Origin of the sequence: Flavobacterium psychraquaticum, assembly GCF_034497725.1 — a bacterium.
In the GTDB taxonomy this organism is placed as follows: Bacteria; Bacteroidota; Bacteroidia; order Flavobacteriales; family Flavobacteriaceae; genus Flavobacterium; species Flavobacterium psychraquaticum.
The window spans coordinates 80793-92613 of sequence record NZ_JAXKVR010000024.1 but is presented as its reverse complement, the minus strand read 5'-3'; the positions used below and the strand labels follow the sequence as shown (position 1 = coordinate 92613).

Here is an 11821-nt window from a genome sequence, read left to right as displayed (position 1 = left end):
ATTCGCTCTATTTCGTATTTAAGTCGACCATTTTAATTGCAGCAATTGCAGCTTCAACACCTTTGTTTCCATGTTTTCCGCCACTTCTGTCTAAAGATTGTTGCATGTTGTTATCAGTTAGCACACAAAAAATTGTTGGCACATCGTATAAAAGATTTAAGTCTTTCATTCCTTGTGTTACACCTTCGCATACGAATTCGAAATGCATGGTTTCCCCTTTGATTACACATCCAATAACAATTACAGCGTCAAGTTCTACTTTTTCGTGCATTTGGCGAGCTCCGAAAATTAATTCGAAACTTCCTGGCACATTCCATCTTGTTATGTTTTCTGGCAAAGTACCGCAATCTGTTAATGCCGCAAAAGCGCCGTTAAACAAACCTTCAGTAACTTCGTCGTTCCATTCTGAAACAACAATCCCAAACCGAAAATCTTTCGCGTTTGGGATTGTGTTTTTATCGTAATTTGATAAATTTTTATTTTCTGTAGCCATTCTTATTCAGTCATTGCAATGAAAGCTTCAATATTCATTCCTTCTTTTGAAGTTTCATATTTTTCTTTAATTTCTACAAACAATTTATTTGCTTCTGCTTTTTTACCCGCATCTAAATTTAACATAGCCGCTTTCATTAAGAATCTTGGCGTTGTGAAATCATTTGTTGAAGCTGCAGCCGCTTTTTTATAAAAAGAAATAGCGTCGTCTACTTTATTAGTTTCAGAAAAAGCATCACCAATTGCTCCTAAAGCCAAAGGTTGTAGGATATCATCCTTAGATTTAAAATTTTCTAAATAGGTAATCGCATTTTTAAAATCTCCAATGTTTAAGTAGGAAATTCCTGCATAATAATTTGATAAATTACCAGCATCCGTCCCTGAATATTGTTCTGCAATTTGCACGAAACCTAATTTTCCTTCACCACCTTTTAACGCTAAATTGTACAAAGAATCTGATTTCTCAGTTGCATCTGTAGCTTGTTGAAAAAATTGTTGTGCTTGAAAAATTTCGTTATTTGCTTTATTCTCTTTTGGTTCAGTAACAAAACGATTGAATAATAAATATCCAACAGTTCCGATTGCAATAGCCGCAACTACTGCTAAAATTAATTTTTGATTCTTAGCAACGAAATCCTCCGTTTTTGAGGCTGTTTCATCTAACGTATTAAAAACCTCAGCTGTAGTACTATCACTTACATCTACTACTTCTTCAAATTCGTTTCCAGTTTTTTCTTCTTCTGGTTTTGGAGCTTTGTATCCTCTTTTGTTATATGTTGCCATTTAATAAAAATTTATTGAGGTGCAAAAATATAATATTTATTAAATTAAACCCTATTATTATGGGAAATTTTCATAAATTCCTTATACTTTTGCAAAAACTCTTTTGTTAGCCACCCTTTAAAGTATCTTTTACTGTGTTTTTAAAGCAATTATCCCTTCTAAACTACAAAAATTTAGCACAAATCGAATTTGATTTTGATGCTAAGATCAACTGCTTTGTAGGAAAAAATGGCGTTGGGAAAACCAATATTTTAGATGCAATTTATCATTTGGCCTACGGGAAAAGTTATTTTAATCCGCTAGCTGTTCAAAATATCAAACACGGTGAAGAATTTTTCGTAATCGATGCTTTGTTAGAAAAAAATCATAAAGAAGAAAGAATTGTTTGCAGTTTAAAAAAAGGACAAAAGAAAACCATCAAGCGGAACGGAAAAATCTACGAAAAACTTTCCGAGCATTTAGGTTTGATTCCTTTAGTAATTATTTCGCCTTCTGACGTAGATTTGATTGTGGAAGGAAGCGAAACGAGACGAAAATTCATTGACAGTGTAATTGCGACTTTAGACAAATCGTATTTACAATATCTAATTCAGTACCAAAAAACATTAGCTCAACGCAATGCTTTGTTGAAATATTTCGCCATTAATCAGGTCTTTGACGGGGACAATTTATCAATTTATAATGACCAATTGAGTACTTTAGGCCAGATTATTTTCGAAAAGCGAAAAGAGTTTTTGGCTGATTTTATTCCAATTTTTGAAAAACATCATTCGAATATTTCAGGTGGAAATGAAAAAATAGCATTGCAATACGAAAGTCAGTTGTTTGAAACCGATTTGTTGACACTTTTAGAAACATCTTTACAGAAAGACCGAATTATTCAATATACAAGCGTGGGAATTCACAAAGATGATTTAACGTTTGAAATTGAAGGATTCCCGATTAAGAAATTTGGTTCGCAAGGCCAGCAAAAATCGTTTTTGATTGCATTGAAATTAGCCCAATTCGAATTTATGAAAAAACAAAGTGGCGAATTACCTATTTTGTTGTTCGATGATATTTTCGATAAACTGGATGAAACGCGTGTTCAAAAAATTGTGACGATGGTAAATGATGCGGTTTTCGGTCAGATTTTTATTTCCGACACCCATCCCGAAAGAACTGAAATGATTATTAAGGAAACGCATCAATCCTACAAAATATTTCCAATTTTGAATTCATAATAATACTTTTGATAAAAATTCATTCCTATGCACATTCTAACTAATTTCTCTTTAAAAAATTATAATACGTTTGGAATCGAAGCCAAAGCTAAAGCATTTGTTTCGGCGGAATCTCTTGAAGATTTAAAAACAGTTTCAAAAGGAAATGACGATATATTTATTTTAGGTGGCGGAAGCAACATGTTGTTAACGCAAGACATTCAAAAATTGGTGGTTCACGTTAATTTGAAAGGAAAAGAAGTTATTGAAAAAAATGAAGATTTTGCTATTGTAAAAGCTCAAGCAGGAGAAAATTGGCACGAATTTGTACTTTATTGCATTGAACAAAATTTGGGAGGAATTGAAAATTTATCATTAATTCCAGGAAATGTCGGCACAACTCCTATCCAAAATATTGGCGCTTATGGCGTTGAAATTAAAGACACGATGCTTTCGTGCGAAGCCTTGAATTTAAAAACATTAGAACTTGAGACTTTTACAAACGAAGATTGCCAATTTGAATACCGTGAAAGCATTTTCAAAAAGGAATTAAAAAATCAATACATCATTACTTCGGTTAGTTTTAAACTAAGCACAAAAAACCATAAAATCTATACGACTTATGGTGTTATTGGTGCAGAATTAGCGAAAAATAACATTGAAAATCCAACTTTAAAAGAAGTTAGTAATGCCGTAATTGCGATTCGTAAAAGTAAATTACCGGATCCGAAAGAGCTTGGAAATAGTGGTAGTTTCTTTAAAAACCCAATTATTAGTAAAGAAGCTTACGAAAAAGCAAAAGCACTACATTCTGAAATGCCGCATTATATCGTTTCCGAAACGGAAGTAAAAGTTCCGGCAGGTTGGCTAATTGAACAAGCAGGTTTTAAAGGAAAACGTTTTGGTGATGCTGGAGTTCATAAAAATCAGGCTTTAGTTTTAGTAAATTATGGCACGGCAACTGGAGGTGAAATAGTCACACTTTCTAAAAATATTCAACAAACTGTTTTCGATAAATTCGGAATTAAGATTGACGCAGAGGTAAATATTATCTAAATTTAACGTTGTGGCCTAATTCCAAACTCTGAAGGAGATCGTAATATATGAAATTTTCTTAATCCAATTTTCGATGATGGAAATTAACAAAATCCTTCCTAAAAATCAAAATTTGTTTCGTAAATTTGCAGTTCAAAATACAGAAAAATGATAAAGCTTTTATTGATCACTATTGGATTAGTAGGTCTTGCATTCGCAGGAATCGCAATAAAAATTTGGGGAAAAAAGGATGGGAAATTTGCAGGAACTTGTGCGAGCCAAAGTCCGTTCTTGAATAAAGATGGTGAAGACTGCAGTTATTGCGGAAAAACGGCGGAACAAATGAAAGATTGTAGCGAGCCTACGCATTCTTAATTTTACCTTATGATACTAACAATACTTTTAATCGCATTTGCGGTTATCGTGTTTATTCAGTTTATATATTACATTTTTATTTTTGGAAAATTCTCGTTTGGAAAACCAATAGAAGCAACTCCAAAAAAATTACCTATTTCAATCATTGTTTGTGCTAAAAACGAAGCAGAAAATATTAAAAAATACTTTTCTCATTTAGTAACGCAAAATTATCCCGATTATGAAATTGTCTTAATCGACGATGCTTCAAGCGATGATACTTTAGAACTTTTTGAAGCGTATGCAAAAGAATATTCGAAAGTTAGGTTAGTAAAAGTTCAAAATAACGAAGCTTTTTGGAGTAATAAAAAATGGGCCTTAACTTTAGGAATAAAAGCCGCTAAAAACGAGTATTTAGTGTTTACAGATGCCGATTGTTATCCGACTTCTGAAGATTGGTTGCTGCAAATTTCATCTCAATTTTCCAAAGAAAAAACTATAGTTTTGGGTTATGGTGCTTATGAAAAAGTGAAGAATTCATTCTTAAATAAATTGATTCGTTTTGAAACAGTTTTGACCGCTACGCAGTATTTTTCTTGGGCAAAAGTAGGAAAACCTTATATGGGTGTTGGTCGGAATTTGGCTTATAAAAGAGAAGAATTTTTTAATGTTAGAGGATTTCAAGATCATATGAAAATCCGTTCAGGCGATGACGATTTATTCATTAATCAAGCTGCAACCAAAGAAAACACTGCTATTTTGTATACGCCAGACAGTTTTACAAAATCAAAACCAAAGGAAACGTTTAAAGCTTGGTTTTATCAAAAAAGAAGACACACCACAACGGCAAAATATTACAAATTATTTGACAAATTTCAATTGGGATTATTCTTCTTTTCTCAATTTTGGTTTTTGATTTTAGCTATTGTATTATTGGTTTTTCAATTTCAATGGATGATAGTTTTAGGCATTATTTTATTCCGTTATTTATTCGCTTGGATTTCACTAGGTTATGCTGCCGGAAAATTAAATGAAAAAGATGTAATTTATTGGTTTCCACTTATAGAAATTGTACTTATTTTTACGTTAGTTAATGTATATTTTAGAAACCTAATTTCAAAACCAGTCCATTGGAAGTAAATTCAGTAATCATTCAGGAAAACATTGAAAACGCAAAAAATGGCGACCAAGTGGCGTTTACTTTTTTGTTGGATTTTTTCTGGAATGAAGTGTATGGATTTATGCTGAAACGCACTGAAAATGAAACCGACACGGACGATATTGTAATTGAAACTTTTGCTAAAGCGTTCGATAAAATTGCTACTTACAATCCGGAATATGGATTTAATACTTGGTTAATTGCCATTGCAAAAAACGTTCATATTGACATGCTTCGCAAGAAGAAAACATCTTTGTTTGTAGATATTTCTGATGACGAAGATCACAAAGCTTATAGTGTTGTAGATGAAACAAATTCGGCAGAAGACGAATTGATTATTGAGCAAAACCTTGCCCAATTATTGCAATACATTAAAAAATTAAAACCTGCTTATCAGGAAGTCATTCAAATGCGTTATTTTCAAGAAATGACCTATCAGGAAATGGCCGATCACAACAGCGAACCATTGAATAACATCAAAATAAAACTGCTAAGAGCAAAGAAACTATTGGCGGCGATTATTATTGAGAAATAATTTCCTCTTTTATCCTATTTGAATTTGTGAATTGACTACAGGTTTGCGTTAGTGATGGGAGTGGCATCCTTTTTGTTTTTTCTTTAAAAACAAAAAGATAGAACGGACAGCACGACCTGAAAGGGAACGCCCAAAAACATTTTCTAAAATTATACTAAAGTTTTCATATTTCTAAATTGATACTTCTGAATTCTAAATATCATATTGTATCTTTGCTTTTCAAATTTTTTGATTATGGATATGGCTGTTGACAATGTTTTTCCACCAAGAGAACCGAAACCGAAATGGTTGCGTGTGAAGTTACCTACGGGTAAGAATTATGCAGATCTTAGAACTTTAGTTGATAAATATAAGCTGAATACAATTTGTACTTCGGGAAGTTGCCCTAATATGGGTGAATGCTGGGGCGAAGGAACGGCTACGTTTATGATTTTGGGTAATATTTGTACGCGTTCGTGTGGATTTTGTGGTGTAAAAACGGGTCGGCCTGAAGATGTGGATTGGGATGAGCCCGAAAAAGTGGCACGTTCGATCAAATTAATGAACATCAAACACGCGGTAATTACTAGTGTTGACCGTGATGATATCAAAGATATGGGTTCGATTATTTGGGCAGAAACAGTGAAAGCTATCCGCCGAATGAATCCAAACACAACTTTAGAAACATTGATTCCTGATTTTCAAGGAAATACAAGGAATTTAGACCGAATTGTAGCGGTGGCTCCAGAAGTGGTTTCACACAATATGGAAACGGTGAAACGTTTGACGCGTGAAGTGCGTATTCAGGCAAAATATGAGAAAAGTTTAGAAGTACTTCGTTATTTAAAAGAGCAAGGCATCAAAAGAACGAAATCTGGTATTATGCTAGGATTAGGTGAAACGGAAGAAGAAGTGATTCAGGTTTTACACGATTTACGTGATGCGAATGTCGATATCGTAACGATTGGTCAGTATTTACAACCGAGTAAAAAACATTTGCCGGTGAAAGAATATATTTTGCCAGAGCAATTTGAAAAATACGAAAAAATAGGGAAAGAATTAGGTTTTAGACACGTGGAAAGTGGCGCATTAGTGCGTTCTTCTTATCACGCGGAGAAGCATATTCATTAAAAAAGGTTATGAGGCAAGAAGGTTATATGTTTAAAAGGGTTTGCAAAACCTTTAAGCTATATTTCCTCTTAAACTTTTAAACCCATAAACTTTTAAACTAAAAAATGAAAACACGAATTGCTATTAATGGTTTTGGAAGAATTGGCCGTAATTTGTTCCGATTGCTATTGCACCATCCTACTATTGAAGTAATTGCTATCAATGACATTGCGGACACGAAAACAATGATGCATTTGACAAAATATGATAGCATTCACGGTGTTTTAAAAGATCCGATTTCTTGTACAGAAACGGCTTTGGTTATTAATGATAAATCGTATTTGTTTTTTCACGAAAGAGAAATTAAAAACTTAGATTGGAACGTATTAAATATTGATATAGTTATAGAAGCTACTGGGAAATATAAAACGTTTGAAGCTATTAATCAGCATATTTTATCGGGTGCGAAAAAAGTAATTCTTTCGGCTCCTTCTGAAGTTGATGAAATAAAAACAGTAGTTTTAGGTGTAAACGAACATATTTTAGATGGAAGCGAAGTAATTATTTCGAATGCTAGTTGCACTACGAATAATGCCGCTCCGATGATTAAAGTGATTCAGGAATTGTGCGAAGTTAAACAAGCTTATATCACAACTGTTCACTCCTACACTACCGACCAAAGTTTGCACGATCAACCGCATAAAGATTTACGAAGAGCTAGAGGCGCAGCACAATCGATTGTTCCGACAACCACTGGAGCAGCAAAAGCGTTAACTAAAATTTTCCCAGAATTAGAAGGTAAAATTGGTGGTTGTGGTATTCGTGTTCCGGTTCCTGATGGTTCTTTAACGGATATTACTTTTAATGTGAAGCGCAGAGTTTCTATTGAAGAAATCAATGCAGCTTTTAAAAAAGCTGCTGAAACTAATCTAAAAGGAATATTGGATTATACGGAGGATCCAATTGTTTCTGTAGATATTATTGGCAATACAAATTCTTGTGTTTTTGATGCACAATTGACTTCTGTGATTGATAAAATGATAAAAATTGTAGGTTGGTATGACAACGAAATTGGATACTCATCTCGCTTAATTGATTTAATTTCATTTGTTAATAAAAAATAAAGTTTTTTTTTCGAATGAAAAAACTTAAATTGCAGTGATAAAAGTAATTCCCTCACAAAAAATTGATAAAGCAATTTGTAATATTTCTTTATTTAGTATCTTTTGCAAGTTACTCCCAATCCGTATATAAGGAAGCTGATGTATTAACGGATAGCACTGATTATTACTTAGAAATTGGTCTTTTCAATAAAGAAGATAAAAAATCATACAAAAAAGCGGTAGAATTCACTGAGAAAGCAATTGATTATGCTAGATCAAAAAAAAACACCTCTAAATTAGCAGATTCATATTTGCAATTAGCAAATATTTATTATGACTTAGAAAAAAACAACCTCGCTATTGATTATTATATTCGTGCCGTTAACAACTTCTCTAAAGATAAGCCTACAACAAACTTAGCGCTAGCTTATTATGGCCTTGGTAAGTGTTATTTAAGAAAAGACAATATAAAAGTGGCTGAAATTTACTTCGAAAAAGCGGCCGCACTTTACAAATCGTTAGATTTTGATGAAGCTATAGAGCTAATTAATCTACAAAAAGGAATAATTAAGAAGGAAAAAAAAGCTTATCGAGAAGCGACCTATATTCTACTTTCTGTAATTAAAAACCTAGAAGATGACAATTTTATAAGTACGAAATCAGAAGCTTATTTTCAGCTAGGTGAAATAGAAATGGAGCAGCAAAAATATACGCTGGCCATTAATTATTTCGATATTGCGATGACAATAAATGAAAATGATAAAAATAATTTTGAAGCTACTAAGAAAATTTTAAAACAATTAAGCATAGCGCACGAGAAAAATAATAATCTTTTAAAATCTCAATATTATTTAAAAAAATATGTCACGTTTTCGGATTCGATTACGAAGAATTTTATTCGTTTTGACTCTGAAAATATGATTGATAAAGTACAATTTGATCAGCAATTAAAAACCATCGAACAATTAGATAAGGAAAAAAGAATTCAACAAAAGAATTTACGTTTTTCTAAATTAATCAGTATTTTAAGTATTGCATTAATTTCTATATTATCACTGCTTAGTTTGTCATTGTATAAAAATAATAAGATTAGAATTAGTACTAACAAGCTTCTCAAAGAAAAAAACAAAGAATTAGTTGCGCAAAAAGAAAGAGTTGAATTAGCTTCAAAAGCGCGCGCCGATTTTTTATCGACGGTTAGTCATGAGCTAAGAACACCATTAAATGCCATAAATGGAATCACTTATCTTTTATTGCAAGAAAAACCAAAAGCAAGTCAACTCAATTATTTGAAATCACTTGAATTTTCGGGTAATTATTTGCTTAATTTTATTAATGATATTTTAGAAATCAATCGTTTAGAATCTAACAAAGTGGATGTTGAAAAAATTGATTTTAATTTAAAATTACTTATTGATAATATTACTAATTCGTTCAAAGAGTTTATCGGAAAAAATAATATTAGATATCATTTAAATTATGGAAATAAAATTCCGCATAATCTAAAAGGAGATCCTACGAAAGTTTCACAAATTCTTATCAATTTACTGAACAACGCTATTAAATTTACAAAAAATGGTGATGTTTGGCTTGATATTACCGTAATTAATGAAAAAGATTCTAAAATTAAACTAAAATTCTCCATCAAAGATAACGGAATTGGTATTCCTAAGGATAAGCAAGTTGCTATTTTCGAAAGCTTTAGTCAGGGATCAGTAGAAATCAACAGAACCTATGGAGGAACAGGATTAGGCCTTTCTATTGTCACAAAAATTCTTGAAATTTTAGGAAGTACCATTGATTTGAAAAGTGATATAGGACAGGGAAGTACTTTTACTTTTGAATTGGAGTTTGATAAAAGTGAAAAAAGTGAAGAAATAATTCCTATAATTCCACTGATTGTAGCGACACAAGATAAAAAAATTCTTTTGGTAGAAGACAACAAAATCAATCAAATGATTACGCAAAAAATGTTAGAGAAAAAAGGAATTTCCTGTGTTATTATTGACAATGGAGAAGACGCTATTGAAGACGCAAAAGTGAATCAATATGATCTTATTTTAATGGATGTTCATTTACCTGGAATAAATGGAACGGAAGCAACTGCGGAAATTAGAAAATTTAATTCAACAACACCTATAGTTGCTTTAACTGCAATTTCTTTAAACGAAAACAAAGAAATGCTCTTATCTTATGGAATGAATGAAGTAATTACAAAACCATTTGAACCAGAGCATTTCTATGCCGTTGTAAGTCGTTATTTAACTAATAACTAACGATTAAATTCTTAATTAAATCTCTAACATGCGGCTCTGCTTTTGCAGCTGCCTGAAGTACTTCTTCGTGACTTACCTCATCAATATTTTCTTCATCGCCCATATCGGTAATAACGGAAACGCCAAAACATTCAATTTCCATATGACGTGCGACAATTACTTCGGGAACTGTTGACATTCCCACGCAATCTGCACCTACGGCTTTAACCATTTTATATTCAGCAAGTGTTTCAAACGTTGGCCCTTGTAGTCCTAAATAAATTCCTTTTTTCAAATCTATATTCAATTCTTTTCCCAATTCAAAAGCTTTTGCGATCATTGCTCTTGCATACGGTTCGCTCATATTTACAAATCTCGGACCAAAACGCTCGTCATTATGGCCTCTCAAAGGATGCTCGGGCATCATATTTATATGATCTGTAAGAACTACTATATCACCAACTTTATAAGAGAGATTTACACCACCCGAAGCATTAGAAACAATTAACTTCGTGATACCTAAATATTTCATTACCCGCACTGGAAAAGTAACTTGCTTCATATCATACCCTTCATAAAAATGAAAACGTCCTTGCATTGCTACAACTTTTTTTCCTTCAATAGTTCCAAAAACCAAAGCGCCTTTATGTCCTTGCACTGTTGAAACTGGGAAATTTGGAATTTCCGTATAAGGTATCGTATGCTCTATTGTAATATCGTCTGTGAATCCGCCTAATCCTGAACCTAAAATCACGCCATACTCAGGTGTGAAATTGGTTTTATTTTTAATGAAATTAACGGTTTCTTGTACTTTGTCCCACATAATCTTTTATCGTTTTATCAATGTTCATACTATTCAAAAATACGGATTTTATTGGCAAATAAAACAATTGCTCTTTTGGTAATAATCCGTTTAAACGCACATAATCTTTTTCTGTTGTAATGATCTGTCTTCCTTTTGCGGTTGCTAAAATTTGATCGCAATCTTGTTCCGAAAAACTATGGTGATCTGGAAAAAGCAAGGTTTCATCTTTTCCACTTTTGAGAAAATCAAAAAACAACTTTGGCTTTGCAATTCCGGCTACTAACACTTTTTCTTCGGTTTGAATAACTTCGGTCTGAATTTTTTGTTCTGCTCCGAAAACATAATCATCGTAAGAAATGGTCGTAAAAAACACCGGTTGCTTCACTTTCAGTTTTCTCTGAATCTCCGACTGTGCAAGTTCGGACAAATCTTTTGGACATTTGGTGACAATTATCAGGTTGGCTCTCTTTTTACCCATTGAAGGCTCCCTTAAATTACCAAAAGGCAAAGAATAATCGTCTGAAAACAAATCGTCGTAAGCCGTCAATAAAATATAAAATCCTGCTTTTACTTTTCTATGTTGAAAAGCATCATCTAATAAAATTAAATCGAGTTTAGTTGATGAATTTAATAATTGTTCAATTCCGTTTCTTCTATCGGCATCTACTGCAACTTGAATCCTTGGAAATTTTGAGAAAAACTGAAAAGGTTCATCTCCTATTGAAGCAGCCGTAGCATTTTTATCTGCTAAAACAAAACCTTCAGTCGCACGTTTATAGCCACGACTTAAAACAGCAACCTTATAATTATCAGCTAATAATCGGATTAAATATTCAATTTGAGGCGTTTTTCCGGTGCCGCCAACGCTTAAATTTCCAACAGCAATAATTGGAATATCAAAACTATAACTTTTAAAAATTCCCTTATCATAAAGTAAATTACGAATGTAAGTAACGAGCCAATACATTATGGCTAACGGGAAAAGTATTTTACGTAGAAAATTCATAAA

Annotated in this window: 12 protein-coding genes; 8 read left to right on the top strand and 4 right to left on the bottom strand. The window is 32.6% G+C overall.

Annotation, left to right across the window (positions count from 1 at the left end; all coding sequences use genetic code 11):
- Window positions 1-7: 7 nt before the first annotated feature.
- Both ribH and T1L09_RS03735 read right to left on the bottom strand, forming a co-directional pair.
- On the bottom strand, window positions 8-493 hold the full coding sequence (gene ribH, locus T1L09_RS03740; protein WP_322549608.1) for a 6,7-dimethyl-8-ribityllumazine synthase: 486 nt from the start codon (window positions 491-493) through the stop codon (window positions 8-10).
- 2 nt (window positions 494-495) lie between these two features.
- The gene (locus tag T1L09_RS03735; protein WP_322549607.1) at window positions 496-1275 is read right to left on the bottom strand and encodes a tetratricopeptide repeat protein; all 780 of its coding nucleotides are present in this window, start codon (window positions 1273-1275) and stop codon (window positions 496-498) included.
- Window positions 1276-1409: 134 nt separating this feature from the next.
- Between T1L09_RS03735 and recF the strand changes: the two genes are divergently transcribed.
- From recF to T1L09_RS03695, 8 genes are all read left to right on the top strand, one after another.
- Entirely contained in the window at window positions 1410-2498 is a 1089-nt protein-coding gene (gene recF, locus T1L09_RS03730; protein ID WP_322549606.1) for a DNA replication/repair protein RecF, read from the top strand.
- Between the two features lie 27 nt (window positions 2499-2525).
- Complete coding sequence (murB, locus tag T1L09_RS03725; protein WP_322549605.1) at window positions 2526-3533, top strand: UDP-N-acetylmuramate dehydrogenase; 1008 nt, start codon at window positions 2526-2528, stop codon at window positions 3531-3533.
- A gap of 150 nt (window positions 3534-3683) precedes the next feature.
- Window positions 3684-3887 (top strand): membrane or secreted protein, encoded by a 204-nt coding sequence (locus tag T1L09_RS03720; protein WP_322549676.1) that lies wholly within the window; start codon window positions 3684-3686, stop codon window positions 3885-3887.
- 9 nt (window positions 3888-3896) lie between these two features.
- Window positions 3897-5006, top strand: a complete 1110-nt coding sequence (locus T1L09_RS03715; RefSeq protein ID WP_322549604.1) for a glycosyltransferase — start codon at window positions 3897-3899, stop codon at window positions 5004-5006.
- On the top strand, window positions 4997-5560 hold the full coding sequence (locus T1L09_RS03710) for an RNA polymerase sigma factor (RefSeq protein WP_322549603.1): 564 nt from the start codon (window positions 4997-4999) through the stop codon (window positions 5558-5560). The genes T1L09_RS03715 and T1L09_RS03710 overlap by 10 nt, the downstream gene beginning before the upstream one ends.
- A gap of 234 nt (window positions 5561-5794) precedes the next feature.
- Complete coding sequence (gene lipA / locus T1L09_RS03705; RefSeq protein WP_422718415.1) at window positions 5795-6670, top strand: lipoyl synthase; 876 nt, start codon at window positions 5795-5797, stop codon at window positions 6668-6670.
- 104 nt (window positions 6671-6774) lie between these two features.
- A complete protein-coding gene (gene gap / locus T1L09_RS03700; protein WP_322549602.1) occupies window positions 6775-7773 on the top strand; it encodes a type I glyceraldehyde-3-phosphate dehydrogenase in 999 nt (332 codons plus the stop codon).
- Between the two features lie 62 nt (window positions 7774-7835).
- Window positions 7836-10028, top strand: a complete 2193-nt coding sequence (locus T1L09_RS03695) for a tetratricopeptide repeat-containing hybrid sensor histidine kinase/response regulator (protein ID WP_322549601.1) — start codon at window positions 7836-7838, stop codon at window positions 10026-10028.
- Here the strand turns inward: T1L09_RS03695 and T1L09_RS03690 are convergent.
- Both T1L09_RS03690 and lpxK read right to left on the bottom strand, forming a co-directional pair.
- A complete protein-coding gene (locus T1L09_RS03690; protein ID WP_322549600.1) occupies window positions 10018-10830 on the bottom strand; it encodes a purine-nucleoside phosphorylase in 813 nt (270 codons plus the stop codon). The genes T1L09_RS03695 and T1L09_RS03690 overlap by 11 nt on opposite strands.
- On the bottom strand, window positions 10802-11818 hold the full coding sequence (lpxK, locus tag T1L09_RS03685) for a tetraacyldisaccharide 4'-kinase (RefSeq protein ID WP_322549599.1): 1017 nt from the start codon (window positions 11816-11818) through the stop codon (window positions 10802-10804). Before lpxK ends, T1L09_RS03690 begins: the two co-directional genes overlap by 29 nt.
- Between the last annotated feature and the right edge of the window lie 3 nt (window positions 11819-11821).

Bases quoted from the DNA above. Each gene is read 5' to 3' on its own strand.
- murB (WP_322549605.1), top strand. From the start codon at position 2,526: ATGCACATTCTAACTAATTTCTCTTTAAAAAATTATAATACGTTTGGA.
- gap (WP_322549602.1), top strand. From the start codon at position 6,775: ATGAAAACACGAATTGCTATTAATGGTTTTGGAAGAATTGGCCGTAAT.
- T1L09_RS03735 (WP_322549607.1), bottom strand. From the start codon at position 1,275: ATGGCAACATATAACAAAAGAGGATACAAAGCTCCAAAACCAGAAGAA.
- T1L09_RS03715 (WP_322549604.1), top strand. From the start codon at position 3,897: ATGATACTAACAATACTTTTAATCGCATTTGCGGTTATCGTGTTTATT.
- lpxK (WP_322549599.1), bottom strand. From the start codon at position 11,818: ATGAATTTTCTACGTAAAATACTTTTCCCGTTAGCCATAATGTATTGG.
- T1L09_RS03690 (WP_322549600.1), bottom strand. From the start codon at position 10,830: ATGTGGGACAAAGTACAAGAAACCGTTAATTTCATTAAAAATAAAACC.
- lipA (WP_422718415.1), top strand. From the start codon at position 5,795: ATGGATATGGCTGTTGACAATGTTTTTCCACCAAGAGAACCGAAACCG.
- ribH (WP_322549608.1), bottom strand. From the start codon at position 493: ATGGCTACAGAAAATAAAAATTTATCAAATTACGATAAAAACACAATC.